The following is a 26,642-nucleotide window of genomic DNA, read 5'->3' on the forward strand; positions in this document are numbered from 1 at the left end:
TGAGCCCTTTTCGTTTTTACGGAAAGGGTTTTTTTCTGCTGTTTTTTAGAATGGTGTAGTGCTGATTAAAACTAAAGCTATGTGAAGTTTCATTGTTGATTATTGCACTATGTTGATTGTAACGGATTGCGAGACTCATGCGGGATATGCGGACTTCGCCCGGCTCCGGACTGACACCCTCGGTCATTAACCAATCGCCATCAAAAGGCAGCCCTGGCCTTTCGATGCCGCCCGGCTTAATATCCTCGCCAATCAGCATTCTTCTTTATCAGGTTCTGCTCTCTCTAAAATTTTTGTTCAAAAAAAGCTTGAATGGAACACGTGGAAAAGCACCGTCCTCCGCTTTTCTAGCTCCAGCTCCAAGCAGAGACCATCGAGTCATAAGCCAAACAGTCCATAAGAAGAAAACCGCTTCTCATGGCCAGCTCGTCTTATGCTTGGCTGGGGCATAAGTGCGACTAAGCTTCTGTCTTCGTTACGCTCGCCAATCAGAAAGTCTACTTTATCGGGAATCTGCCTGCTTTATCTGCTTTGTTGCTTACTAATTATTACTTCATCATTCAGCTAGAACTAGTTATGTGTTGGCAGGCACCGCTTTCTGCTTTTCTATTAAGGGAGACCCCGCATTCGTAAACGCGGAGGAGGCTCCCGGACCGCCCTGCGGAAAAGCGAGTGCCTGCTAGCTGCAATCAACAGGCACGTTTAATAGAGCAAAGAGTAAAAATATAAACAAAGAATAATTTTTTAAAAGGAAGACTACAAGTGAAAGTGTATTTATGCAAGCGTTTCCTGATTTGATAATATACCAGCTGAATAAAAATTAATAGATTAGTATAATTTTTTTGAATGTTAACTAGAATGTAATTCCAAATAGAATAACATAATTGAAGACTTAGAATTTATCGGTTAGAATAGGTATGTTGATTAATTTTTATAGAGGGAGCGATGGGGATGGTACAACCTTACAAGCATGAACCGTTTACGGATTTTTCCGTAGAATCAAATAAAGAGTCTTATCTTCAAGGTTTAAACAAGGTAGAAGGCTACCTTGGCAAAGATTATGATTTGATTATCGGCGGAGAGCGCATTTCCACTGATGATAAAATTGTATCTGTAAACCCAGCTGATAAAGAAGAAGTGATCGGACGTGTATCTAAAGCGGATCGTGAGCTAGCTGAAAAGGCAATGCAGGCTGCAGATGAAGCATTCAAAACCTGGAAAAAGACTAAGCCAGAAGTAAGAGCAGACGTTTTATTCCGTGCAGCAGCGATTATCCGCCGCCGTAAGGATGAGTTTTCTGCCCTTTTAACAAAAGAAGCAGGAAAGCCTTGGAACGAAGCAGATGCTGATACAGCTGAAGCGATCGACTTCTTAGAGTTTTATGCCCGTCAAATGCTGAAGTTAAAAGATGGTATTCCAGTACAAAGCCGTCCTGGTGAATATAACCGCTTCAACTACATTCCTCTTGGAATCGGCATCATTATTTCTCCATGGAACTTCCCGTTTGCGATCATGGCTGGTACTGCTGTAGCTGCGATTGTAACCGGTAACACCGTTCTATTAAAACCAGCTTCTACTACACCAGTTGTGGCAGCAAAATTTGTTGAAGTAATGGAAGAAGCAGGACTGCCAAATGGCGTTCTGAACTATGTACCTGGAAACGGTGCTGAAGTTGGGGATTACCTGGTTGACCATCCTCGTACTCGTTTCATCTCATTTACAGGATCCCGTGATGTAGGTGTCCGCATCTATGAGCGCGCTTCTAAAGTAAACGAAGGCCAAATCTGGCTGAAGCGTGTTATCGCTGAAATGGGCGGTAAAGATACGATTGTGGTAGATAAAGAGGCTGATTTAGAGCTTGCTGCTCAATCAATCGTGAAATCTGCATTCGGTTTCTCCGGTCAAAAATGCTCTGCATGTTCCCGCGCAGTTATCGTAGAAGATGTATACGATCAAGTGCTGCAGCGTGCTATAGAGCTTACAAAAGACTTAACCATCGGAAACCCAGTGGATCCAAGCAACTTCATGGGTCCGGTTATTGATAATAATGCATTCAAAAAGATTATGGAATACATTGAAATCGGTAAAGAAGAAGGACGCTTAGCAGCAGGGGGAGAAGGAGACAACTCAAAAGGTTTCTTCGTTCAGCCTACTATTATTGCTGATGTAGATCCTAAATCACGTGTGATGCAGGAAGAAATTTTTGGACCGGTTGTAGCTTTCGCTAAAGCCAAAGACTTTGACCATGCCATTGAAATTGCAAACAACACAGAGTATGGGTTAACAGGTGCGGTTATAACTAATAACCGAACAAACATGGAAAAAGCTCGTGAAGAATTCCATGTAGGAAACCTTTACTTCAACCGCGGCTGTACAGGAGCAATCGTTGGTTATCAGCCGTTTGGCGGATTCAACATGTCCGGTACAGATTCCAAAGCAGGCGGACCAGATTACCTGGCACTGCACATGCAAGGAAAAACAACGTCAGAAACATACTAAAAGCATGCTTCACTGCTGAAAACCCCACAAACTGTGGGGTTTTTATTTTGGGAAATGAGGGACAGTCTCAATTTCCCGGTTTATTTCCCAGACAATATTCGCGGTTAACTGCTTTTTTAGATGACAAAATTCTTTTGCATTAGAGAGTGGCTGAGGCATAGGTACAGGTCGTTCAGGATGAATGTAATTAAACGTTTGATTAATTGAAATCGACATGAGTTCCGGGACCATTATCCATTTTTTTCTTTTATATGCACTAAGGTGCAATAGCTTCAGAATCAAGGGGTCAGCTGTTGCTTTAATGCGAAAAAGTCTGATATTATCAATATATTGTGTTTGTACGATTTTTGGAGGTGAAAGAGATGAGCCGTATTTCAGAGGATCAGGTAAAACATGTAGCAAATCTTGCGCGTTTAGCAATAACAGAAGAAGAAACAGAAACACTTACAAAAGAACTTGATGCAATCATTGCCTTTGCAGAGGAATTAAATGAGCTGAATACCGAGAATGTTGAGCCGACTTCTCATGTTCTGGATATTAAGAATGTCCTAAGAGAAGATCAAGCAGAAAAAGGGCTGCCGATTACGGAAGTTTTAAAAAATGCACCTGACAGCAAGGATGGCCATATTAGGGTGCCGTCCATTATGGACTAAGGAGGGGAAATCATGTCATTGCTAGACCAAAAAGTATCTCACCTGCAAGGTCTTTTACATAAAAAAGAAATTAAAGTATCCGATCTGATAGATGAGTCTTACAAAAGAATTAACCAGGTTGATGATAAAATTAAGGCGTTTTTAACACTAAATGAAGAAAATGCCCGCACTCAGGCTGCCAGTCTTGATGATAAACTAACAAGCGGCGAGGAATTGGGTGCTTTATTTGGAATGCCAATAGGGATTAAAGATAATATTGTGACTAAGAATCTGCGAACCACTTGCGGCAGCAGAATTTTAGAGAAATTTGATCCAGTTTATGATGCGACTGCTATTCAGAACTTACATAATGCAGGAACCATTACGATCGGAAAACTAAATATGGATGAATTCGGAATGGGTTCTTCTAATGAGAACTCTGCCTTTCAAAAGACACTGAATCCATGGAATCTGGAGTATGTGCCAGGCGGATCTTCTGGAGGATCGGCTGCGGCGGTGGCGGCCGGTGAAGTGCTTTTCTCTCTTGGATCGGATACAGGCGGTTCCATACGCCAGCCAGCTGCATTTTGCGGAGTAGTAGGATTAAAACCTACATATGGCCGTGTTTCGCGTTTTGGATTAGTGGCGTTTGCTTCTTCACTTGAGCAGATTGGCCCTATTACCCGTACGGTGGAAGATAACGCTTTTCTATTGGAGACATTGGCAGGATTAGATCCGATGGACTCAACTTCAGCGAATGTGCCGGTTCCTAAATATACGGAGAGCTTAACTGGTGATATCAAAGGCCTTAAAATCGGGGTGCCTAAGGAATATATTGGTGAAGGTGTAAGCCCGGAATCCAGGGATTCTGTCCTAGAAGCCCTAAAGGTTCTGGAAAAGCTGGGAGCTACATGGGAAGAAGTGTCTCTCCCTCATTCAAAATACGCTCTTTCTGCCTACTATTTACTATCTTCATCAGAAGCCTCAGCAAACCTTGCACGTTTCGACGGGGTACGCTATGGCTATCGTACAGACAACGCTAAGAATTTAATAGAAATGTATAAAAATACCCGGGCTGAAGGGTTCGGGGATGAAGTGAAACGGCGCATCATGCTTGGTACTTTCGCCTTAAGTTCGGGGTATTACGATGCTTATTATAAAAAGGCTCAGCAGGTCCGTACCTTGATTAAGAAGGACTTTGAAGATGTCTTTGAGAAATTTGATGTGATTATCGGACCGACAGCACCTACTCCAGCCTTTAAACTAGGTGAAAAAACGACAGATCCTTTAACCATGTATGCTAATGATATTTTGACTATTCCTGTTAACCTTGCAGGTGTCCCGGGAATTTCTGTTCCATGCGGATTTGCAGGCGGACTTCCATTAGGCTTGCAGATCATTGGAAGGCACTTTGATGAAAGCACAGTCTATCGCGTTGCACATGCATTTGAGCAGGCAACATCATTTCATAAAGAAAAACCAGATATGTAAGGGGTGAGAGTGAAGATGAGTTTTGATACAGTAATTGGGTTAGAGGTACATGTTGAACTTAAAACAAATTCTAAGATTTTTTCTGCAAGCCCGAACCATTTCGGTGCGGAGCCAAATACAAATACTAGTGTCATTGATCTCGGTTATCCCGGGGTTCTGCCAGTATTAAATAAAAAAGCGGTAGAATATGCGATGAAAGCGGCTATGGCGCTTAACTGCGAAGTGGCCGAGTACACGAAATTTGACCGTAAGAATTATTTTTACCCCGACAATCCGAAAGCTTATCAAATTTCTCAATTCGATAAACCGATTGGGGAAAATGGCTGGATTGAAATTGAAGTAAACGGCACCAAGAAGAAAATCGGCATCACTAGGATTCATATGGAGGAAGATGCCGGCAAGCTGACTCATACTGGAGACGGCTATTCTCTTGTGGATTACAACCGCCAGGGAACCCCGCTTGTAGAAATCGTATCAGAGCCGGATATATCTTCTCCTGAGGAAGCCTATGCATACCTTGAAAAGCTAAAATCAATTATTCAATATACAGGTGTTTCTGACTGCAAAATGGAAGAGGGTTCCCTTCGCTGTGACGCCAATATTTCTCTAAAGCCGGCTGGGCAGAAAGAGTTTGGGACGAAAACGGAGCTTAAAAACTTAAACTCCTTTAACTTTGTAAAAAAGGGGCTGGAGTTTGAAGAAAAGCGCCAGGCAGAGGTACTGTTGGCTGGCGGTGTGATTGATCAGGAAACACGCCGGTTTGATGAAGCCACAGGCAAAACATTGCTGATGCGCGTTAAGGAAGGTTCCGATGATTACCGCTACTTCCCTGAACCGGACTTAGTACCTGTTGTAATTGATGAGGACTGGAAAGCACGCATCCGCGCTGAGATTCCAGAACTTCCCGATGAGCGTAAAAAGCGGTACACAGAAGAGTTTGGCCTTCCTGCCTATGATGCAGCCGTTCTTACAGTAACAAAAGAAATGGCCGACTTTTTTGAGGCCGCTGTGGCAGCTGGAGCCGATCCAAAACAGGCGTCCAACTGGATTATGGGTGAAGTTTCCGCTTACCTGAACGCAGAAGGAAAAGAGCTTCATGATACAGCTCTTACTCCAGAAAGCCTGGCTGGATTAATCAGATTGATTGAAAATGGAACCATTTCTTCAAAAATTGCGAAGCAGGTTTTTAAAGATTTGATTGAAGAGGGCGGAAATGCTGAGGAAATTGTTAAAGCAAAAGGGCTGGTCCAGATTTCTGATGAAGGAACCCTTCGCCAAATAATAAATGAATCACTAGATAACAATCCTCAATCTATTGAGGACTTTAAGAATGGAAAGCAAAAAGCAATTGGCTTCCTGGTAGGCCAGATCATGAAAGCAACAAAGGGGCAGGCAAATCCTCCTCTCGTTAACAAATTGCTTGTTGAAGAAATTCAAAAAAGATAAGAAAGAAGGCATTCCAAACTATTTTTGATTGGGGTGCCTTTTTTTGCATTGTTGTTCAGAGTGCAGCGGCATCCTGTGTCCGATCATATATTTGCTCTGGCCTGACTTAGGCGCATATTTTTTCGATAATGACTCATTTATTTGAAACGACCGCTCATATTATTTCTAAAAAAGAACAGCTAATAATTCTTTCAAAACTGCTCATATAGCTGGCATGGTTACTATATGGGGCTTCAGCAGTGAAACCAGCGCGCATATTTTCTCAAAGTAAAGCACAGGCTCCCGTATTTGCTCATATATATGCTCCGTTCTGACTTAGGCGCATATTCTTTCGATAATGGCTCATTTATTAAAAACGACCGCTCATATTTTTTCTGGAACAACTCATAAATCTTTCAGAACCTCTCATATAGCTAACCCCATGGTATTAGGCAATAGTTTAACCTGATGGAAATTCGCAGTTAACCGCTTTATTTATCCAATTAAAAAGGGTCAGAAAGATTTCCGGCGAATTGATTTAAGGAGATATAAAAAGTAAAGGAGCAATAATTGTTATGGAAATGCTGACCCGTAATAAATTTGAAAAATCCGCAAGCTTCATCAAAGCTAATGCCCGGCCGCTCGATGCGAGCTTATTTAATACTATTTTGAAAGAGGCAGTGCAGAACATGTAATCAAGGAGTTAGAAGCTTATCAAAATGAGGATGGCGGGTTCGGACATTCTATTGAACCAGATTTCCGTCTGGATGTTTCCTCTCCTATGGCGACAACAGTTGGTCTGCAATATGCAAAGGAGTTAAAACTGTCTTCAGAGCACCCTTTGATTCAAAGAGCGATTACATATTTGCTGAACAGCTTTGATTATGAGAAAAATGTTTGGCCGGCAGTACCTGAAGCGGTAAACCTTGTTCCGCATGCCCCCTGGTGGAACTTTGATGTGGAGAAAGGACACTGCGGTGTACATGCTTCTTGGGCAAATCCTAATGCCGAGATTACCGGGTACCTCCGAGAATATTCGGAATTGGTTCCGAACCCTTTCTTAAATTTTATTACAGAATTAGCATTGAAGGATTTGCAGGAGCTGCCGACTAAGATGGAGATGCATGATTTCTTATGCTGCCTGCGGCTTTCCGAAACGCTTCAGGGACAGCAAAAGGAGGCCGCAGTAAAAAAGTTAAGAAAATCAGCCCGTGAAATAACAGGCCTTGACGAAAATGCCTGGCAGGGGTACGGTCTCAAGCCTTTACAAATTGTCAGTTCACCTGATTCAGTTTATGCTGATTTGTTTAAGGAAGAGCTTCCACTGCAGCTTGATTACGAAATCACTTCATTAAGTGAAGAAGGATCTTGGAATCCTAATTGGTCTTGGTTTGGACAATATGATGAAGAATGGAAAATGGCAGAAATAGATTGGAAAGGTCATTTAACCGTGAGGATGCTAAAAACATTAAAGAATTTTGGAAGGATAGAATAGGAGGCGGAATATAGCTTTTCTATTCAGAGGTATAGTTCTTTTAGTACATCAAAAATTATTTCTGTAGCCAACAGTGCAGGAGCCCAGTATTCCTCGGACTCCTGCACTGTTATTTCAATGTAACCGCCTGAAATCCAGACTCTGTTTCAACCGGTTTATCAAGATAATAGAAGTATAGATTTTTATAATCGCGCGCATATTTGCTTGAAGAAAAATATTTTTCTAGCGGAAAGACATGTACTTTCTTGTTTTTCACATAAGCCTGTTGGCCTTTTGGAATAGTTGTTAAACCGTAAACCAGCTTGTTATTGATAAAACAGTCTGTATCCTTTTTAAAGGTTGACTCATACAAGTTAAATCCCATATCAAGGGAAGAGCTGTATCTGCCGAGGAACTCTTTAGTCCTTAATAACCACATCTTATGAGGAGAATCAAAGATAACAAGTGTATAGGGACTGCCAGGCACCTGGACTATTTGCTGTTCTTTGCTCGAATAAGGCTGGTCTTCATTTTTCAGGGTACTTATGATGGCTGCTCTGGCATTTGAAGAAGCAGGTATGCTGAAAAAAGTTAGACCGGTAAATAGTATGGCAGCGGAACATATTGGGATTATAAGCTTTTTTATTATGCTGCTCACTCCTTTTGGTTTGTAAATACTGGAATCTGCTCATTATTCAAATTTAAGGGTATATAACTAGTAGATAGACTATTATTATACAATTTTTACCATAAAAAAGGAATACAGGAATGGATTTTTATATAGATGAGGTGTTTATATGGCTGAAAACGAGATACTGCCTTTAGCTGTTTTTAGCGGCTATGAAATAGATCAGACAGATGGGGACTTGAAAAAATGTATTGAATCGCAAATGAATTCTATTGTACCTATGGTTTCTGGGATTTCATCTCCAGGCGATACATTGCTCTGTGTGGTACCTATAAATGGAAAGCTAAGCAGGCAGGCTAAATATAAGCTGGAACAAAAGCTTGTAGATTTAATTGAGAGTTCTCTTCCTGAAGATTGGAAAGCGGATGTTTATTTAATTAGGAAGGGAAAGGGGCAGCCTTTTAAATTCATATTGAATGAGGCTGAGCTTTTGATTCACAAAATTTCTTTTTTTTATCCTTATGAAACGATTATTCAGCTTTCAGGTTCAGGTGATGATGATTGTTTTCAAGCGATTTTCCTAGAATGTGCCAGGCAGCTGGGGAGCCGACACGGCTTTCTTTTTGAAGAAGCGGGACAATCACATATCTCTATGTCAAAGTCAATTGTATCCCACCGTTCCTGGAAGCTTCAGATCCGAAGTTTTCTCATGGAATACGACTTTCCAGGTGCCATTGAATTAGTGAAGGATAAGGCGGAAGCCCCTAAAGCTATGGAGCTGCTCTTAAAGATGATGGATAGCAGACTAAACTTTTGTTTTAAGGAGGCCTCTCAGTATCTGCAGGAATGTGAGAAGCTGCTTGGGAATGAGATTGGTGTTATACAAGAAACAAAAGGAATTCTTAATAAACTTTTATCCAAAGAAGGCCAGGAAAAGGATCTGGCCTTAATTGAAGAATTGTACAGGCAAATGGAGATTTGCATTGACTTGGATGATCTTCCTGCTTTTCTTACCAGATTCTATCGAGCACGGGAAGCCATTTTGCTATTTCTCCTTGTTCATGGAGCTAATGATCAAGATTCTGCGGCTCAAATCAAGAAATCCTCCATTTATCAGCTGATTGAAGAGCTTGAGAAGAAATACGAAAACGGCGATGTAGAAGATTATATTGGGGCCTATTTTTACTTGAAAAGCTTGAATGTAGCTCATACGCTGCAGGTTAGAAATCAAAGCTTTATTGGACATGGAAGAGAGGAAATAAAGTCAGCAGAGCTATGGCACTCTTACTATGGAACAAAGCGGACAACTGTATCGCGGGTTAAGAGAAGGTTTTTGCTTGAATCAAATATGATGCTGAAAGACCTCGGTGCAGCCTTGGACGATAATTACTCAGACTTGATAGATTATATGCTGAAAATGGATATAGACAAACAGCCGAAAGGAAAAGAAACGGATGAAGAATCACGTGTTCTGCCATTATAACAATTATATTAATTTGGATCAGGTGTCTGCGCTGAAAAATCAGACATTTACTGTGCATTGCTTATATCCTCAATCCGCTGAGAAGCCGGAGATTACAGCACATGATGAATACAAAGAATGTAAAGTTCATAGTTTATCAAATGATTTGGAGAGTGCAGAAAAAGAGATTAATGAAATACTTACACAGCAGGTTGGTGATGAAGATAAGATTTATGTAAGATTGAGTGAAAGGCCGAATCTTTATGAATTGGTTATCATGCAGATTGTGCTGGAAAGCTATAGTAAAGCTGCCTATTTTATTAAAGGCAGGGAGCTGGTTCCTGCATTCTCAGAAGCAGAAGACAAGATTCAGGATTTATATGCCCGACTTCATGATTTAATCTGTAAAAGAAATTATCATTCCGCAGGTAAACTAGTATACCACAGCTTTCAAAGCCCGGAGCTGACGAAAATGCTTATCTTTGGAGAAAGGCTTAAAAGTCTGGACCTGGCTGTTTCAGAAGGTCAGGAAGACTATTTCGACTTATTAATGGAGACTCTCCGGGAGATGGATGAAGATGAAGCGCTGGTTGAATATGCAGACAGCATGAAGAACTTGCGGAATCGGGATCAAAAGTCATTTATTTCTTACCTTCATAATTCGGCGGCCAGATTGTATGATGAAAATAAATTAATAGACTTTGTGGTTTTATACTATCGGCTCACAGAAGAGCTGCTATTGTATGCCTTGGGCTGGGATATAGACTGGAACAAGCCAGGCAGCGGCAAGGATACATTTATTTATAGAAAGGAAGCTTATTTTAAGCTCGATATCCCTAAAGAGCGTGTTACCCGGCATTTTCACAGCTATTTGCGCACACTTAATAGAGAAGTGAGAGTGCTAGAGAAGAAGCAAGAAATTACACAGGTAGACCAATATTTTATAAAGCTGCACCGCCTGTTCAATGATGAGGAATTACAGGAAGTCCTGAAGCTTCGGCATGCTGGTGTCAGCGGCCATGGTTTTTGTGATTTTTCAAAAGAGCAGTTTGAGAATATTTGTGAAATGAATCCTTTAGAAAAGCTGGAACCTATTTTTAGCTTCTTAAATATTACATTTGAGGATGGGCTGTTTGAGCTCATTGAAAAAAGCTCGCTTTATCTTGCGAGAAAAGGCTTGGAATCGAGCCAGCAAGCGAGTCAAGGAGCGTGATAGATTGAAAGAGGAGATACCCCCTTCTTTCGCAGAAGGGGGCAATTTACTTCTTTTTATCCAAGGATAGAGGTTTCTATACCGACTTCAGATAAAACTATATGTGTAGTTGTCTGTGCCAGGACACTTATTTCATCAATGATTTGTTCAATTTCTTCGAGTTTTTGCACAGATAGCATTACGATGTAGTCTGCAGGGCCTGCCATTCTGTAACACCACTGGGCATTAGGGTGGAGCCTGATCAAGCTGCGGAAGTCCTCGCACTTCCCATTCCTTGTTGTAACTTGAATGATAGCCTGGATTGAATAGCCTAGAGCGCTGTAGTTTAATTTTGATGAATAGCCTTCAATAACCCCCTCCTCCTCGAGCCTTCTAACACGTTCAGCAACCGAAGGCGCTGACAGGTTCACCTGCTTTGATAATTCACGGATGGAAAGACGTGAATTTCCAACTAAACACCTTAATATATGCTTGTCAATATCGTCGATTTTCAAATGAAAACCCCCTTCCTTATTTTTATTTTATATGAAAGGTTTTTAACTCTAAATAACTTTTTTATGAGAAGGAAAATATCCAAACTGTTTAATAAAATAAAGGTAGATTAAGAAAAGGGGAGATTAATAATGGCTGCATTTGGTAAAAATTCTGCTTTACTTATTATTGATGTACAAAAAGGGTTTGATTCCGAAAAATGGGGAGCCCGGAACAATCCTGACGCAGAAGAGAATATTTTTAAGCTGCTGACTCAGTGGAGAAAACGCGAGCTTCCTGTTATTCATACTCAGCACTTATCCCGTAACCCTAATTCTCCTTTATTCCCAGGCCAGGACGGCTGTGAAATAAAAGAGCTGGTTCTTCCCCTCGAGGGTGAAGCTGTGATTCAGAAGAACGTGAACAGCGCCTTTATTGGAACCGAATTAGAGGAGTATTTGAGGAAGAATGAGATTGATACACTTGTTATTACAGGCTTAATTACACCGCATTGTGTGTCTACAACAGCAAGAATGAGCGCAAATTTAGGATTTACCACTTATGTCGTATCAGATGCCGCGGCTGCATTTGATATTATTGGACATAACGGAATTCTTTATCAAGCAGAAGAGGTACATAACCTCTCACTTGCTACTCTCCATAAAGAATTTGCAGCCATTGTCACGACAGAAGACATTTTAGCAGGGAAATAATTGGGAAATGGGGGACTGTCCCCTGGGAGGGTTTATGAAGATATTGTTGATCAGGCATGGGGAGTCAGAAGCGGATCTATTATATGTTCATGAGGGAAGAGCCGATTTCAGCTTAACGGAAAGCGGGAGATCTCAGGTTCATAAATTATCAGCTTTCCTTAAAGAAAATTATAAGATTGATAAGCTGTACAGCAGTACGTTAAAAAGGGCAGCAGAGACGGCGGGCATTGTGGGTGAGGTGCTCAATCTCGAAGTTGAATTGCGCGGCGAGTTAATGGAACATAATAACGGGGTTTTCGCTGGGCTTAGATATGCTGAAGCTGAAGAACGATACCCAGTTCCTGAAGGCGGATATAAAATGCATGAAGGTGTGCCGGAAGGGGAAACAGAAATTGAATTCCGGGCACGGATAGGGGGAGCTTTTTCCCGCATACTTGCCGATAATGAGTATGAAACGGTTGCGATGGTATCCCATGGAGGAGCGATCAGCAGGATGATGCAGTCCTTTTTTAAGCTTCCATTTAATGTAGAGCATTATGTATTAACAGGTGATACCGGAATTCCTTTTTTAGAGGATAGAGGAAATTTGCGAGTTGTTCATTTTATGAATTCGACAGAACATCTCCGGAGATAATAAAAAGGGAGCTGGCCGCAGATATGGTGACCAGCTCTCTTTTTTATAAAGAAGCGTTTATGATTTCAGGTTTAAGCTCAATTTCAACATTGCCGGCAATAGCACGGGAAATCATACAGGAGACTTCAGCTTTTTTGGCCAGCCTTAGTGCAAGCTCATGATCTCTCTCGCCCGCATCTTGTTTTAATATGATTCGCGGACGGTGGATAATCTTCTTATAAGTAATAACCCCAGAGGTTACATCGACAATTCCTTCAGATTCCATCGTAAGATTTTCTTTATCTAAAGCACTTCGCTGCATCATAGCAGCGAGCGTAATGATATAACAAGTTGCCGCTGCTCCTAAAAGCATTTCATCCGGATTTGTGCCAATACCTGGGCCATCCATTTCCGGAGGTATGGATATTTTTGTCTTCAAATTACCTGCTTCTATTTCCCCCACATCATTGCGGAGTCCCGGCCACGAGGCCTTTAAATGAAAAGAATGCTCTGCCATAGTTAGTCCTCCTCACACAAACATTTAAGACTAATCATAGCACTAAACATGTCTCAATCAAAAAGTGCACACTCGGGGAAATGGGGACAGTCCCCCATTTCCCGGCAGGAAAAGGCTGGCATCACAGGCATCCGCGGCGGGAAGTTATTCGGGAAATAGGGACAGACCCACTACTGCTTGAGAGATGTAATATGGGCGGTATGGTGCCGCGAGTGCCAGGAATAGAGGGCCAGGGTTGTATACAGGTCCAGAGTTGTTTGAAGTTCTGGATGGATGAATTTTCGTTTGAAGTCTTCCATTGTCATTGAATTGAGAAGGACTTCCCAGCGGGTGTGCAGTCCTTCGAGCAGTTTTAGGGAAGCTTCAATATATGCTGAGGAAGAATCAGGCAATAAAGCCCAGTCACCCTCGCTATATGGCTTGATCGTTGGGAAATCTTCCGTCAAGCTGAGTTTGAATCGGATAAATGCATTCATGTGGCTGTCAGCAAGATGATGCACAACCTGCCGGACTGTCCAGCCGCCTTCTCTATATGGTGTATCCAGCTGTTCCTGTGAAAAGTCTTTTACAGCTTCTTTTAGTCTGCCTGGAGCAGCGGCAATATCTCTAATCCAGACATTCTTCTGCTCTTCTGAAATAACATGCGGAACGACAAACCTTCCAATCGGATATTTTTTATCCTCCATACTTAACTCACCCCTAAAGACTCTCTATTGATTACTAAGGACTTAACAAAAACGACTGTTATAAGACTTAATCGAATGCAGCAATGTCATATTAATAATCCGCCTCGAATAAATAAGAAATCACACTTTTACGCTAAAAAATGATTAATGCTTCTTTTGAAATGGGACTACTTTCAGAAATAAGAAGCCAATCATACTGCCGATTACATTTAAGATCATATCATCTATATCAAAGACACCTACTTTAAAAAGCAGCTGAAGGATTTCAACTGATAATGTGGTTAGAATTGAAAAAAGGAATAGATGCTTCCAGTTATTTATCTTCCGCCATATTAATGGAACGAGCAGGCCGAAAGGAACAAAGGCCAGGATGTTTCCAAACAGATTATTTGTTAGTAGACCGATATGTATTCCGTCAATGGCATCTACATCACGCGAGATGGAACGAAAAGGAACAAGGTTGTAATCTAAAGTGCCCTGAACTCTCTGACGGTATTGAGAAAAAAATAGCAGATAAAACAGTATGGTAAAATACAAGCTCGAAACGATATAGATAAAAGTGTTAAATGAATTCTTTTTTTTAAACATAAACAAAAGCCCCTATAACTTGTCATATACTCAGATAAAAGTTGAAAAGCTTACCGTCCTCTATATACCCTCCGTCGAGCTAATATATTCTATGAGATTAAAGGAGTTTGTATAGAAACTAGAAACTGGAGAATTGTTTTATTGGTAAAATGGAGAGCCAAGACATGCCCGAAATAAAGTATAGCAAGTAGGAGAAAGAACACAATGGACATAGTAAATAAAGAGGAATTTTATGTGATTGGCAAAAAAGTAATCTGTCCATGGCAGGACCTTGGAACTCTTATGCCAGAAGCGTGGAATACGGTCATGCAGCAAAAGGACGAAATTCAAAACCGTGTGTCTCCTTATATACTGGATATCTGCCTGCACGTTATTGACGGTGAGTTCACTCAGCTCGTAGGAGTAGAAGTGTCTTCATTAGAGAATATTCCTGAAGGATTTGAAGGAGCCGTTATACCAAAACAAAAATATATTTATGCAAAACATACAGGTTCAGTAATGGATATTGCTGGTCATTTCGGGAGAATGATAGAATGGGCGAAGGATAACTGCCTGACCATCGATCCATATGATTTTAAAATTCAGTATTCCCCCGAGTATAACGAAGAGCGGGGATATGATTTGTACTTTAAACTGGCGTAATCCATTTTAAAAACCATTTTCTCTTCAAGGAAAGTGGTTTTTTTATGTAGTGAATGATTTAAGCCTGTTGCGTGGAACATATAAGCATTGTACGGAAATCTTTTATAAGGGTGATTTTACTTGTTATGCCAATCAGCATCGGAATTAGAAAATCTTGTGGAGATGGCCAAACCAATTGCGAAGGAAGGAAAAGTAGCCGACTATATTCCGGCACTAAGCAAAGTGGACGGTGAATTATTATCTGTCTCTCTTTTTTATCCAGATGGCTGCAGCTATACAGCCGGAGATGGCAATTTAATCTTAACACTACAGAGTATTTCCAAGGTCATAACCTTAGCCCTTGCTCTAATGGACAGGGGGGAGGACTATGTGTTTGAACGGGTAGGGCAGGAACCAACGGGAGATCCGTTCAACTCTATAGCGAAGCTTGAAACCATCAATCCATCAAAACCACTGAATCCAATGATTAATGCTGGTGCTTTAGCCATAACCAGTATGATCGGCGGAAAAAATGGTACTGAACGTATTAATAGGATTCTTCACTTTATACACGAATTAACGGGAAACTGTGATCTTACATACAACTCAGAGGTGGCACGCTCTGAATTTGATACTTCGCATCTAAACCGTGCTCTTTGTTATTTTATGAAGCAAAGCAGCATAATCAATGAGGATGTCGAGGAGCTCATGGAACTGTATTCCAAGCAATGTGCAATAGAGATGGATTGCTTATCCTTGGCTAAAATGGGCTGTGTGTTTGCTAATAATGGTATAGACCCTTCCAGCGGCCGTCAGCTGATACCTGCAGATATCTCGCGGATATGTAAAACGTTTATGGTAACCTGCGGGATGTATAATGCCTCTGGCGAGTTTGCTATCAAGGTAGGAATTCCAGCCAAAAGCGGCGTGTCAGGCGGAATAATGGGAGCTATTCCAGGAAAATGCGGGATAGGCATTTTTGGCGCTGCCTTAGATGAAAAGGGCAACAGCCTTGCAGGCGTAAAACTACTCGAATTAATGTCGCGAAAATACTCATTAAGTATGTTTTAGCAGCTCAGCCAGGATCGGGACTGTCCCCTATTTCCCGTAAGGAAAACCCTTGATACAGCAGGAAAACATAAGGGGACTGTCCCTATTTCCCAGCGTGCAGCCTCGCTCTTTTTACAGGCTGTTCATAGGCAGCAGCAGGTCAACTGAGTTATTTTTTGGTGAATTCACTAACGATGAGACAGGGTATTTGTCCATTTTTTCGGCAGCATAGGGAACAAGCAGGGATTTCAGGTAGTCAGTGTCCTGCAGGTCCGGATTTAACCAATCGTTATACACTTCAGACGGGAGGATGACAGGCATCCGGTCATGTACATCCTCTGTGACTGTATTGGAATCAGTAGTAATGATAGTACATGAGTGCAGCTGGCTGCCGTCCTTTGTCCAGGTATCCCATAGTCCCGCAAAGGCAAAAACATCCTTATCCTTCATGATAAACCGGTAAGGCTGCTTTCCGCCCTCTGTTTTTTTCCATTCGTAAAATCCGTCAGCCAGAATCAAACAGCGTTTACGGCGGAAAGGAGTTTTGAAACTGGCTTTTGTGTCAATTCCTTCAGCGCGTGCGTTAATCATCTTATAACCTATTTTTATGTCCTTGGCCCAATAGGGTACGAGACCCCATTTCATAAACCGCCCGGCACGCTTATATCCATCTGATGCCACCGTCAGTATCTGCTGGCTGGGCGCTATATTATAACGGGGAATCAACTCTTCAGTGAATTCAAACTCAAATTTTGTCTGCAGCTGCTGCAGGCCCTGAGTCAAGGTAAACCGTCCACACATAATTTTTCACCTCAGAATCATCATACCCTGTAAAAAAGAAAAGAATCTACCTTTAAAGAGGTACAATTTTTTTATGTTGACATATACTATGAAATATAATATCTTTAATTCAAGATATTTAATTTAAAGGTAATCGGTCAAGCACTTCTTTTTTTATCTCAATATCTCAAATTAAAGACTTTTAAATTAAATATAAATAATGCTAGATGGAGGAATTATCATGTTAGATGCAGGATTATTAATTATCAGGTTAGTCATAGGATTAGCACTCATGGCTCATGGAGCACAAAAATTATTTGGATGGTTTGGCGGATATGGGTTAAAGGGAACAGGCCAATGGATGGAATCCTTAGGACTTAAGCCAGGATATGCAATGGCTTTGCTTGCAGGATTAAGTGAGTTTGCAGGAGGATTCTTATTCGCTTCAGGAATATTCACTGTGGCTGGATCGATCCTTATAATCGCAACGATGCTTGTTGCCATCATTAAAGTTCACGGTGCCAATGGATTCTGGGTAACACAGAATGGTTACGAGTTCAACTTAATCTTGATAGCTGTAGTTCTAGGAGTCGCATTAACAGGTCCTGGCGCCTACACGCTTTTATAACAGTTTTTAAGAAAAAGTCCGCTGAATTATACATTCAAACAATTAAGCAAAAACTAAAATCAGCATTCTAAACAAATGGAGGTATCATCGTGGAACTCAAAGGAATACACCATGTCTCAGCACTAACTGCTAAAGCTTCGAATAACTATCAATTTTATACAAAGGTCATGGGTATGCGCCTGATTAAAAAGACAGTAAACCAGGATGATACCTCTGTTTACCATTTGTTTTACGGAGATGAGGAGGGCAGGCCTGGAACAGAATTGACGTTTTTTGAAATTCCGATGGCAGCCCGGACACATGAGGGAGGCAATAGTATCTCAGCCACATCTCTCAGGGTGAGAGACAACGCAGCGCTGGAGTATTGGAAACAGCGTTTTGAACAGCACAATGTCTATCACGAAGATATTGTAGACAGGGGCGGCCGTTTAACATTGGCGTTTAGAGATCCGGAAGGGCAGAGGCTCATCCTTGTATCTGACGAAAAAAATATAGGTGTTGAAGCAGGAATACCATGGGCAAAGAGCTCTGTTCCAGCAGAGTCTGCTGTGCTGGGACTTGGGCCTGTGAAGCTTACAGTCAGATACCCGGAAGCCACTATTGGGGTGCTCACTGAGGTGCTCGGATTCCGGCACAAAGCTGCTTATCCAAACCCAGAACATGGCCAGCCGCATATATTAGTATATGAAACAGGTGAAGGCGGTTCGGGCGCAGAGATTCATATAGAGGAACGAACAGATCTCCCTCCGGAGCGCTTGGGCCGGGGAGGTGTTCATCATGTGGCCTTCAGAGTAAATAATGAGGATGAAATGAAGGGCTGGATAGAAAAAGTGAATGAAGCCGGAATTTCAAACTCTGGTTTTGTTGACCGTTTTTACTTTCGATCCTTATATTTCAGGGAGCCTAATGGAATACTATTTGAATTAGCCACAGATGGACCTGGCTTTGATACGGACGAGGATATAGAACATTTAGGGGAATCTCTTGCATTGCCTCCTTTCTTAGAGGGTAAACGTAAAGAAATTGAAGCACGCTTAAAACCATTGGATACAAGAGCCGAATAAAGAAAGGAGCGGATTTTTTTGCAAAAAAGAACAGCGGGTATACACCATATCACAGCAATTGTGGGGAATCCTCAGGAAAATGTCGACTTTTACGCTGGAGTGTTAGGACTTCGCCTGGTAAAAAAGACGGTGAATTTCGATGATCCAGGAACATATCATTTGTATTTCGGCAATGAAGCAGGCAGCCCAGGGACCATTATGACATTCTTTCCCTGGCACAATGCACACAGTGGAAAAAGGGGCTCCGGCCAGGTTGGAGTTACTTCATTTGTTGTTCCAGAAGGGGCACTTCCGTTCTGGGAGGAGAGGCTTTCTACCTTTCAAATAGCCTATGAAAAAATTACACGTTTCGGAGAAGAATCACTCCAGTTTATGGATCCGCATGGCCTCCACCTTGAGCTGGCCGCCCGAAAAAATGGGCCAGTAAGTAAGTGGACATTTGGGAAAGTGACTCCGGATGTGGCGATAAAAGGATTTGGCGGTGCTATTCTTCTTTCTGCTGACCCCGAAAGTACGATGGAGCTGCTGGTTAATGGAATGGGACTTGAGAAAGTAGAAACAGAGGGTGATTTTACAAGATTTAAATCAACTGATGATCTTGGAAATATCATTGATGTAAAACAGAGTGCTTTGCCAGAAGGATCTATGGGTGTAGGCACTGTCCATCATATTGCATGGAGAGCCCAGGATTTTGAAGACCATGAAAGCTGGAGGCAGCATATTGGTTCTAAGGGATACGGCGTTACCAAGATTGTGGACAGGCAATATTTTAACGCGATTTATTTTAGAGAAAAAGGCGGCATCCTCTTTGAGATTGCTACTGACCCGCCCGGTTTTACTAAGGATGAAAGCGCCGAAACAATGGGAGAAAATCTATTGCTTCCTCCTTGGCTTGAGGAGAAGCGAGCCCTTATTGAAGCTAATTTACTGCCGGCAGAGGTAAGGTTATTGGAGGAAGATCTATGATGAGGCATATATTTAACAAAGGGACCAGACCAGAAGCCCCAACACTTCTATTGCTACATGGAACCGGGGGAACCGAGCACGATTTGCTTGGATTGGCTGAATTAATCAGTCCAGAATCTAACGTGTTAAGTGTAAGAGGGAATGTTTTAGAAAACGGTATGCCCCGGTTCTTTCGTAGATTGGCTGAAGGTGTGTTTGATGAGGAAGATCTAATATTCCGTACTAGAGAGTTAAAAGACTTTATAGATCAATCTGCTGCAGATCATGGCTTTGACCGCAATAATGTCGTGGCAGTAGGATATTCAAATGGTGCAAATATAGCGGGCAGCTTATTATTTCATTATGAAAATTCGTTAAAAGGCGCCGTCCTGCACCATCCCATGGTGCCCAGAAGAGGAATTGATGTACCAGATTTGAGCGGCACACCTGTGTTCATCGGTGCCGGAAAAAATGATCCGATCTGTCCGGCAGCAGAAACAGAAGAACTAAGCAGCATCTTGCAAGACGCCAGAGCAGAAGTCGAAGTCTACTGGGAAAACTACGGCCATCAGCTCACACGCTCCGAAGTAGATAAAGCAGCAGACTGGTTCCAGAAAAAGTTCGGGAAATAATTCGGGAAATCGGGGACTGTCCCCAATTTCCCAAGGAGGGTGATAGAATGATTTCGTTGGATCCTTTAGAGTTGAGTGAGCGGGAGAATTATAAGTTTTTGATTGGGAGTATTATTCCCCGGCCGGTTGCGCTGGTGTCTACAATCTCAAGTGAGGGCGTGGTGAATGCAGCTCCTTTCAGTTATTTTAATATTGTCAGCTCGAATCCGCCGATGATTTCTGTATCGGTGCAGCGGCGGAAAGGCGAACAGAAGGATACGGCTAGGAACGCACAGGCTGCAGGAGAAATGGTTGTGCATATTACAGATGAAACAATCGTAGAAGCTGCTAATGGAACGGCAATTGAATTAGAGCATAATCAGAGCGAGCTTGACCGGGTTCCGCTATCACTTATCCCAAGCACCAAACTTAAAGTCCCTGGAATACAGGAAGCGAAGGTCCGTTTAGAATGTATGGTTGAAAGAATGATTCCCCTTGGTGGAACGGACAATGAACCTGGCTGTGACCTTATTATTGGGAAGATTGTTCACTATCATATTAGAAATGACTTATATGACATGGGAAAAATAGATCCAATTGGCCTTCAGCCGGTCAGCAGACTCGCCGGCAATAGCTATTCAAAGCTCGGAGACATATTTGAATTAGAACGTCCTTAAAAGCAGTAAAGATGCCGTCAGACTAGCGGCATCTTTACTGCTTTTTTAGCCAATTGTTTACGATTGAAGTTACAGTCATCATCATGGCAATAAATAAACAGCAGACGGAGAGCAGCCATGTGATAGCAAAGACGCGGCCAACGGTAAGGCTGATGCGGCTTCCTTCGGATGCAGTAAAGATAACGGCGTATAAGAGGGGAATCGAGCATATCAAATAAATAATTCCAAGAGCTATTGTCCGCTGTTTTGTCCTCTTATAAAGCGAGAAAAGAATAGAAAGAAATGAAAGGAGCAATAAAGCTAAGGTAAGTGAAGTATAAAACATAATATTCATGATCATAGAATTTCCCCTTACTAATTCCTTGCTTAATCTCATAGATATCATTAAACAAGAGAATTTATGCCCGATTTAGGGAACCGGGAACAACCAGCATTGCGCGCTGGCTTTTAAGGGCCAACAATTAAGTGCTATGGGTCTGAAACGAACTTGTATGAGGGAAATTTGGCTTTGCTGTGTATGGGAAAGGATTTTGGAGCAAGCACTTACAGCAGCGCTTTTTTAAAATAAAAGATTGTTGTTATTTAATAAGTTTTACAAAGTCATTTCATTGTTAAATCAGGTTGATTGGAGCGTAAGGTGCGAGACTCCTGCGGGAGCACCGCCCGCCCCGCGGAAAGCGAGCAACCTGGAGAGGAAATTAATCCCTCCTTGTTCAATAGCAACAAAGTTTGCGAAAACAGCCAAATAAAATATCTATTTGTTTAAAAAAACTAAAATAAATTGTCACATTATTTGTAATTTTTGTTAAAATAACAAAAAAGACAAGAAAGGGAGCGACAATGAAAAGGAAAAATGCGGATCGAGAGACTTGGAGCCGTTTGCTGAAGAGTCAATTTCAAAGTAACAAGTCAAGCGATTATAACGGAATGTGGACACGTATTGATATCTTCAAAATCCGCGAACCCCTTTTTGTAACCTATAATAATGTAACTCAATGTATTGTTCAGGAAGGCTACAGCTGGATTCAGCTTTTTCCAAAGGGAGAGCTCTATACAATAACAGCTGTTGTCGATGAAAAGGGCCAGATTATTCAATGGTATCTTGATGTCTGCTGGCAGCATGGTATCAATGAAAAGGGCATTCCGTGGTATGATGACTTATATCTCGATCTTGTGATTTTGCCGACGGGAGATTACTTCATTTTAGATGAAGATGAACTCCAGGAAGCTCTTGATTTAGAGCTCATCAATCAAGAACAATTTGATTCGGCGTACCAAACTCTTTTCAAGCTCATTGAAATGCACAAATCAGGTTCTTTCTCTTTGCTGAAGATAAGCGAGAATTATAAAATGCAAGCTTCTGAGAAGGTTGATAGTAAATAATAAAACAAAACAAGGACATCTCCTGATCATTCAAGGGTGTCCTTTTTTTTATTTGTAATGGTTACTTCCGTAGGCTGTGAAGCGGAATCCATTTTAAACGCTGGATTCAAAGTTGTGTGTAACAGCTTGAACGTTATTTCCGTTGACATGGTTGTGATCGGTTGTAAACATAGCTTTTTTATATTTTTTAACATTGAACACTACTAAAAAAAGATCAGAAAAATATAGGTTTCTATTTTCAAAACTATCATTTCATCATTATGAACAAAAGAGAACCAATTTTTGGGAAAAGCAGTCATTCTGAGTGTACTAATTCCTTGCATAAATATGGGTGTAATCACTATAATTAAAAAAGAAGTTTGAAAAGTCAGTCTTTTTCGAGAGAGGTGGTGAGACAGGAATTAAATGACGGTTGCAGCTAAGAGAAAATCACCTGAGAATAATAAGGCTTATTTAAATAGTCAGCGTATGCAGCTGACAGCATATTCGAGAGGGGGATTTTTTTGTGGAAGCAAGAAAAATGAGAGACATAAATGAAAGCGATTACAGTAAAATTGTTCAATCTCAGACATTTCAGGAGCTGTTATCAGCGAAAAAAAAATTTATTGTACCTGTCACCATATTCTTTTTCTGTTTTTATTTTGCCCTTCCTATTCTTACTTCTTATACCAATGTCTTAAATAACACATTTATTGGCAGCATTACATGGGCCTGGGTTTTTGCTTTCCTTCAATTTGTCATGACCTGGGGACTGTGCATGCTTTACTCCCGCAAAGCTGCTAGGTTTGACGAGCTAGCTGAAAAGGTGGTTCAAGAAAGGGGTAAAGGATCATGAATATTGCTGCTTTTACTATGTTTCTGGGAATTGTTTTTGTTACGCTGATCATTACGTATTACGCATCGAAAAAAACCAATAATGCGAGTGAGTTTTATACAGCCGGCGGAGGGCTGACCGGATGGCAGAACGGCATGGCTATCGCTGGTGACTATATGTCAGCCGCTTCATTTCTGGGGATTGCTGGTGCAGTTGCCTTAACTGGGTTTGATGGGTTTTTCTACAGCATTGGATTTTTGGTTGCTTACTTAGTTGTTCTATATTTAGTTGCCGAACCGATGCGTAATCTAGGGAAATATACATTTGCTGATATGATTGCTGCTCGTTTTGACGCGAATAAAATCCGCGGTTTTGCAGCTATGAATACAGTGGCTATCTCCATTTTTTATATGATTGCACAGCTTGTAGGAGCAGGTGCCCTTATTAAATTATTATTAGGTTTGGAATACACTACTTCTGTGCTTATCGTTGGAATTTTAATGACTGTGTATGTAATTTTTGGCGGAATGCATGCCACAAGCTGGGTGCAGATCGTCAAGGCAGTTTTGCTGATGGGCGGCACTCTGCTGATTTCCATCATTGTTTTTGCGAAATTTAATTTCAGCATTACCGGCATGTTTGCCCATATGAAAGACGCCACCCCTTTAAAGGAAGCATTTTTGAATCCGGGTGTGAAATATAAGGACGGCCTTGATACCATCTCGCTGAATATGGGGCTTGTGCTCGGTACAGCCGGTCTCCCTCATATCCTAGTTCGTTTCTTTACGGTTAAGGATGCAAAGACAGCCCGCTCGTCTGTTGTATATGCGACATGGATTATCGGAATTTTCTATGTGATGACGATCTTCCTTGGTTTTGGGGCTGCAGCTTTTGTTGGCACAGCAGATATTACGGCTGCTAATGCGGCAGGAAACATGGCAGCACCTCTTTTAGCGAAAGCTCTTGGGGGCAATATGCTGTTTGCCTTTGTTTCGGCTGTAGCATTCGCGACTATTCTTGCTGTTGTAGCAGGACTTGTTCTAACGGCTGCTTCTGCCTTTGCCCATGATTTTTATAATGAAATCCTCTGCAAGGGAAAGGCTTCAGAGGGGCAGCAGGTGAAAATGGCAAGATATGCTGCAATAGGTGTGTCTGTACTTTCTATTATCCTTGCATTATTTGCGCAATCCTTAAACGTAGCATTCCTTGTATCACTTGCTTTTGCTGTGGCAGCAAGTGCCAACCTTCCCGTTATTCTATATACGATCTACTGGAAGCGATTTAATACTACCGGTGCCATATGGGCGATGGCGGTTGGTTTGATTTCTGCTGTCGGCCTCGTATTAATAAGTCCAAATGTATTCAGCCCCGAAGCAGGAAAGGCTATATTTGTCGGCAATCCTTTATTCCCATATACAACACCAGGCATCGTGTCGATCCCGCTTGGCTTCCTTGCTGGATACCTAGGAACCATCTTCTCCAGCCAAAAAGCGGATGTCAAGAAATACGAAGAAGTGTTGGTCAAAACAAACACAGGCATTGGATTAGGCCAATAAAAATCACATCATCATCCTAAAAGAGCTGACTTTTCAGCTCTTTTTGTTTTGGGAAATCAATCGGGAAATAGGGACAGTCCCCAAAACTTTTTTGAAAATGAGTTGACTTGGTTGGTGTATTAATCGTATAGTACATGTATAAGGTGTATGAACCAATTAGTACACACACTGGGAGTTGTGATCAATGGATCTTTCTTTTAATAACCGCGATCCTGTTTATCTTCAGGTTGTCAGATACTTTAAAGAACAAATTGCCATCGGGGATCTTACAGCAGGACAGGAAATTTCATCACGGCGGGAACTGGCGGGCTTGTTAAAAATTAATCCAAATACCGCACAAAAAGCGTATAAAGAAATGGAGGAACAGGGATTGATTACTACAGAACGAAACTTCCCCAGCCGGATTACGACAGACGAAAAGATCTTAAATGCAGTAAGAGAAGAGCTGATATTGGAAGCTGTCTCTTCTTTTATAGCATCGGTAAGGCCGATTAAAGTTCCGCTCGATGAACTAATAAAAATGGTAAGTGAAAAGTATTCACAGCCAGGGGAATAGGAGGCGAAGAGATGATTGAAGTAAAAAATCTTACAAAAAAGTTCGGTCGCAGACGGGTCCTCGAAAATGTATCGTTTACAGCGGAGAAGGGACAAATCACCTGTCTGATCGGGATTAATGGAGTGGGGAAAACCACTACCCTAAAGGCCATTATGGGGCTGACACCATATAAGAGCGGAACAATTCTGATTGATAATGAGCCGATCAGCAAACAGGTCTATGAGAAGATCACGTTCATTCCGGATGCTGCTATCATGCCGCCTTCGATGACTATTGGTGAAGCCCTGGTGTTTATGCAGGACTTTTATAGCAACTGGAATAATGAGAGGGCCCTGGAGCTGCTAAAATTCTTTAATTTAAAAGAGGAATTCCGGATTGCAGAGCTTTCAAAAGGTAACACAGCAAAAGTGAATCTTCTAATGGGACTTGCTATTGATGTTGATTACATATTGATGGATGAACCATTTTCAGGCATTGATATCTTCAGCAGAGAACAGATTGCAAATGTCTTTACCAGCCACTTAATTGAAGACCGCGGAGTCATCATTACCACACATGAAATTAACGATATTGAACATTTAATCGATAAGGTGATCCTTCTTGACAATGGCAGTGTGCTGAAGGAATTTTATACAGAGGAAATGCGGTCGCAGGAAGGAAAATCGGTCATTGATGTAATGAGAGAGGTGTACAGGGCATGAACCATTTTTTTAAGCTGTTAAATTTTGAAATCAATCGGTTTATTAAAATTTATGCCTCGCTGCTCGCTATTGTCATTATCATCCAGACAATCGGTGTTGCGGTTGTATCCAATTCATTTGTAAACAGAGCTAATGAGATGATGATGGAGAATAGATGGACACAGGAAGAATTTATTAAATCAAATGGAAAAATGAGTTTTTCGGAGTTCATGAATTCATTCTGGTTTGCAGGGCCTATTGCCATCGCTGCGACCGCACTTATCTTTTATATCTTCTTGATCTGGTATAGAGAATGGTATGGCAAAAATACGTTCATTTACAGACTTTTAATGCTGCCGGCTTCAAGATATAGCATTTATTTTGCCAAGGCACTTGCGATCTTCTTAATGGTCCTGGGACTCGTTGGAGTGCAGATCCTGGTCCTTCCATTGGAGAATGAATTATTCAAAGTAATAGTGCCTAATGCTCTTAGAGAAGTGCTCGCTGTAAAAGACCTCATTTATACCAATGCCATTACGATGGTATTGATTCCAAGCACTTTTACACAGTTTCTCTTACACTACAGCGCAGGACTTATGGCTGTTTTCACGTTATTTACAGCCATTCTCATGGAAAGAAGCTACCGCTTTAAAGGTATTATATTCGGCGTATTATACTGCGCTGCCGTTCTGGCTCTGTTTAGTGCACCTTTATTCATTGCCGCGATGCTGGATATGGGGAATATGTTGTATCCAATGGAGTTCCTGATGGTGGAAATTGTGTTAGGTTTTATAGCTTCAGTTTGTTCCATACTGATTGGTCATCAATTATTAACTAAAAAGGTTTCTGTTTAAGGGGAGGGCAG

Annotated in this window: 30 protein-coding genes; 22 read left to right on the forward strand and 8 right to left on the reverse strand. The window is 41.5% G+C overall.

Features of this window, described 5'->3' with window-relative positions; all coding sequences use genetic code 11:
• Positions 1-16 precede the first annotated feature (16 nt).
• A complete protein-coding gene (locus tag JOC77_RS10175; RefSeq protein WP_204542702.1) occupies positions 17-259 on the reverse strand; it encodes a hypothetical protein in 243 nt (80 codons plus the stop codon).
• A 692-nt stretch (positions 260-951) separates the two neighbouring features.
• On the opposite strand from JOC77_RS10175, the gene pruA reads away from it, so the two are divergent.
• The 5 genes from pruA (at position 952) to JOC77_RS10200 (ending at position 7,542) form a co-directional block, all read left to right on the forward strand.
• A complete protein-coding gene (gene pruA, locus JOC77_RS10180) occupies positions 952-2,499 on the forward strand; it encodes an L-glutamate gamma-semialdehyde dehydrogenase (protein WP_204542704.1) in 1,548 nt (515 codons plus the stop codon).
• Between the two features lie 362 nt (positions 2,500-2,861).
• Complete coding sequence (gatC, locus tag JOC77_RS10185; RefSeq protein ID WP_204542706.1) at positions 2,862-3,152, forward strand: Asp-tRNA(Asn)/Glu-tRNA(Gln) amidotransferase subunit GatC; 291 nt, start codon at positions 2,862-2,864, stop codon at positions 3,150-3,152.
• Between the two features lie 12 nt (positions 3,153-3,164).
• Positions 3,165-4,622 carry an Asp-tRNA(Asn)/Glu-tRNA(Gln) amidotransferase subunit GatA gene (gene gatA / locus JOC77_RS10190; RefSeq protein ID WP_204542708.1) on the forward strand — a complete coding sequence of 486 codons (1,458 nt, stop codon included), beginning with the start codon at positions 3,165-3,167 and terminating at the stop codon, positions 4,620-4,622.
• A gap of 15 nt (positions 4,623-4,637) precedes the next feature.
• Positions 4,638-6,068 (forward strand): Asp-tRNA(Asn)/Glu-tRNA(Gln) amidotransferase subunit GatB, encoded by a 1,431-nt coding sequence (gene gatB / locus JOC77_RS10195; RefSeq protein WP_204542710.1) that lies wholly within the window; start codon positions 4,638-4,640, stop codon positions 6,066-6,068.
• Positions 6,069-6,828: 760 nt separating this feature from the next.
• Positions 6,829-7,542 carry a hypothetical protein gene (locus JOC77_RS10200; RefSeq protein ID WP_204542712.1) on the forward strand — a complete coding sequence of 238 codons (714 nt, stop codon included), beginning with the start codon at positions 6,829-6,831 and terminating at the stop codon, positions 7,540-7,542.
• A 109-nt stretch (positions 7,543-7,651) separates the two neighbouring features.
• On the opposite strand, the gene JOC77_RS10205 is transcribed toward JOC77_RS10200, so the two are convergent.
• Positions 7,652-8,179: a hypothetical protein gene (locus tag JOC77_RS10205; RefSeq protein WP_204542714.1), complete on the reverse strand. Its 528-nt coding sequence runs from the start codon at positions 8,177-8,179 to the stop codon at positions 7,652-7,654.
• A 139-nt stretch (positions 8,180-8,318) separates the two neighbouring features.
• Here JOC77_RS10205 and JOC77_RS10210 point away from each other — a divergent pair, with 139 nt between their 5' ends.
• Together JOC77_RS10210 and JOC77_RS10215 are read left to right on the forward strand one after the other, a co-directional pair.
• A complete protein-coding gene (locus tag JOC77_RS10210; protein WP_204542716.1) occupies positions 8,319-9,632 on the forward strand; it encodes a hypothetical protein in 1,314 nt (437 codons plus the stop codon).
• Positions 9,604-10,824 carry a hypothetical protein gene (locus JOC77_RS10215; RefSeq protein WP_204542718.1) on the forward strand — a complete coding sequence of 407 codons (1,221 nt, stop codon included), beginning with the start codon at positions 9,604-9,606 and terminating at the stop codon, positions 10,822-10,824. The genes JOC77_RS10210 and JOC77_RS10215 overlap by 29 nt, the downstream gene beginning before the upstream one ends.
• 56 nt (positions 10,825-10,880) lie before the next feature.
• Here the strand turns inward: JOC77_RS10215 and JOC77_RS10220 are convergent, their stop codons facing one another.
• Positions 10,881-11,318 (reverse strand): Lrp/AsnC family transcriptional regulator, encoded by a 438-nt coding sequence (locus JOC77_RS10220; protein WP_204542720.1) that lies wholly within the window; start codon positions 11,316-11,318, stop codon positions 10,881-10,883.
• A gap of 129 nt (positions 11,319-11,447) precedes the next feature.
• Here JOC77_RS10220 and JOC77_RS10225 point away from each other — a divergent pair, with 129 nt between their 5' ends.
• Entirely contained in the window at positions 11,448-12,008 is a 561-nt protein-coding gene (locus tag JOC77_RS10225) for a cysteine hydrolase family protein (protein ID WP_204542722.1), read from the forward strand.
• A gap of 34 nt (positions 12,009-12,042) precedes the next feature.
• On the forward strand, positions 12,043-12,642 hold the full coding sequence (locus JOC77_RS10230; RefSeq protein ID WP_204542724.1) for a histidine phosphatase family protein: 600 nt from the start codon (positions 12,043-12,045) through the stop codon (positions 12,640-12,642).
• Between the two features lie 43 nt (positions 12,643-12,685).
• Here JOC77_RS10230 and JOC77_RS10235 read toward each other — a convergent pair whose 3' ends face one another.
• The 3 genes from JOC77_RS10235 to JOC77_RS10245 form a co-directional block, all read right to left on the reverse strand.
• On the reverse strand, positions 12,686-13,138 hold the full coding sequence (locus JOC77_RS10235; RefSeq protein ID WP_204542726.1) for an OsmC family protein: 453 nt from the start codon (positions 13,136-13,138) through the stop codon (positions 12,686-12,688).
• A 170-nt stretch (positions 13,139-13,308) separates the two neighbouring features.
• The gene (locus JOC77_RS10240) at positions 13,309-13,824 is read right to left on the reverse strand and encodes a YfiT family bacillithiol transferase (RefSeq protein ID WP_204542741.1); all 516 of its coding nucleotides are present in this window, start codon (positions 13,822-13,824) and stop codon (positions 13,309-13,311) included.
• A gap of 144 nt (positions 13,825-13,968) precedes the next feature.
• On the reverse strand, positions 13,969-14,412 hold the full coding sequence (locus JOC77_RS10245; protein WP_204542744.1) for a VanZ family protein: 444 nt from the start codon (positions 14,410-14,412) through the stop codon (positions 13,969-13,971).
• Between the two features lie 204 nt (positions 14,413-14,616).
• Between JOC77_RS10245 and JOC77_RS10250 the strand changes: the two genes are divergently transcribed.
• On the forward strand, positions 14,617-15,054 hold the full coding sequence (locus JOC77_RS10250; protein ID WP_204542747.1) for a GyrI-like domain-containing protein: 438 nt from the start codon (positions 14,617-14,619) through the stop codon (positions 15,052-15,054).
• A 120-nt stretch (positions 15,055-15,174) separates the two neighbouring features.
• Complete coding sequence (glsA, locus tag JOC77_RS10255) at positions 15,175-16,104, forward strand: glutaminase A (protein ID WP_204542755.1); 930 nt, start codon at positions 15,175-15,177, stop codon at positions 16,102-16,104.
• 111 nt (positions 16,105-16,215) lie between these two features.
• Here the strand turns inward: glsA and JOC77_RS10260 are convergent, their stop codons facing one another.
• Positions 16,216-16,884, reverse strand: coding sequence for an SOS response-associated peptidase (locus tag JOC77_RS10260; protein WP_204542757.1), 669 nt, complete (start codon positions 16,882-16,884; stop codon positions 16,216-16,218).
• 220 nt (positions 16,885-17,104) lie between these two features.
• Between JOC77_RS10260 and JOC77_RS10265 the strand changes: the two genes are divergently transcribed.
• From JOC77_RS10265 to JOC77_RS10285, 5 genes are all read left to right on the forward strand, one after another.
• Positions 17,105-17,491, forward strand: coding sequence for a DoxX family protein (locus tag JOC77_RS10265; RefSeq protein WP_204542759.1), 387 nt, complete (start codon positions 17,105-17,107; stop codon positions 17,489-17,491).
• 89 nt (positions 17,492-17,580) lie between these two features.
• Positions 17,581-18,555 (forward strand): VOC family protein, encoded by a 975-nt coding sequence (locus JOC77_RS10270; protein WP_204542761.1) that lies wholly within the window; start codon positions 17,581-17,583, stop codon positions 18,553-18,555.
• 18 nt (positions 18,556-18,573) lie between these two features.
• Positions 18,574-19,521, forward strand: a complete 948-nt coding sequence (locus tag JOC77_RS10275) for a ring-cleaving dioxygenase (RefSeq protein WP_204542763.1) — start codon at positions 18,574-18,576, stop codon at positions 19,519-19,521.
• Positions 19,518-20,132 (forward strand): alpha/beta hydrolase, encoded by a 615-nt coding sequence (locus JOC77_RS10280; RefSeq protein WP_204542765.1) that lies wholly within the window; start codon positions 19,518-19,520, stop codon positions 20,130-20,132. Before JOC77_RS10275 ends, JOC77_RS10280 begins: the two co-directional genes overlap by 4 nt.
• A 47-nt stretch (positions 20,133-20,179) precedes the next feature.
• Positions 20,180-20,788, forward strand: coding sequence for a flavin reductase family protein (locus JOC77_RS10285; RefSeq protein ID WP_204542767.1), 609 nt, complete (start codon positions 20,180-20,182; stop codon positions 20,786-20,788).
• Between the two features lie 34 nt (positions 20,789-20,822).
• Here the strand turns inward: JOC77_RS10285 and JOC77_RS10290 are convergent, their stop codons facing one another.
• Positions 20,823-21,128: a hypothetical protein gene (locus JOC77_RS10290; RefSeq protein ID WP_204542769.1), complete on the reverse strand. Its 306-nt coding sequence runs from the start codon at positions 21,126-21,128 to the stop codon at positions 20,823-20,825.
• Positions 21,129-21,628: 500 nt separating this feature from the next.
• Between JOC77_RS10290 and JOC77_RS10295 the strand changes: the two genes are divergently transcribed.
• The 6 genes from JOC77_RS10295 (at position 21,629) to JOC77_RS10320 (ending at position 26,631) form a co-directional block, all read left to right on the forward strand.
• Positions 21,629-22,171 (forward strand): ribonuclease FAU-1 family protein, encoded by a 543-nt coding sequence (locus tag JOC77_RS10295; RefSeq protein ID WP_204542771.1) that lies wholly within the window; start codon positions 21,629-21,631, stop codon positions 22,169-22,171.
• Between the two features lie 520 nt (positions 22,172-22,691).
• The gene (locus tag JOC77_RS10300; RefSeq protein ID WP_204543023.1) at positions 22,692-23,006 is read left to right on the forward strand and encodes a DUF485 domain-containing protein; all 315 of its coding nucleotides are present in this window, start codon (positions 22,692-22,694) and stop codon (positions 23,004-23,006) included.
• Positions 23,003-24,541 (forward strand): solute symporter family protein, encoded by a 1,539-nt coding sequence (locus tag JOC77_RS10305; RefSeq protein ID WP_204542772.1) that lies wholly within the window; start codon positions 23,003-23,005, stop codon positions 24,539-24,541. The genes JOC77_RS10300 and JOC77_RS10305 overlap by 4 nt, the downstream gene beginning before the upstream one ends.
• A gap of 184 nt (positions 24,542-24,725) precedes the next feature.
• Positions 24,726-25,097 carry a GntR family transcriptional regulator gene (locus JOC77_RS10310; RefSeq protein ID WP_204542775.1) on the forward strand — a complete coding sequence of 124 codons (372 nt, stop codon included), beginning with the start codon at positions 24,726-24,728 and terminating at the stop codon, positions 25,095-25,097.
• An 11-nt stretch (positions 25,098-25,108) separates the two neighbouring features.
• A complete protein-coding gene (locus JOC77_RS10315; protein WP_204542777.1) occupies positions 25,109-25,798 on the forward strand; it encodes an ABC transporter ATP-binding protein in 690 nt (229 codons plus the stop codon).
• Positions 25,795-26,631 carry a hypothetical protein gene (locus JOC77_RS10320; RefSeq protein ID WP_204542779.1) on the forward strand — a complete coding sequence of 279 codons (837 nt, stop codon included), beginning with the start codon at positions 25,795-25,797 and terminating at the stop codon, positions 26,629-26,631. The genes JOC77_RS10315 and JOC77_RS10320 overlap by 4 nt, the downstream gene beginning before the upstream one ends.
• Positions 26,632-26,642 lie beyond the last annotated feature (11 nt).

It is taken from the genome of Peribacillus deserti (assembly GCF_016909175.1).
Classification (GTDB): Bacteria; Bacillota; Bacilli; order Bacillales; family DSM-1321; genus Paraperibacillus; species Paraperibacillus deserti.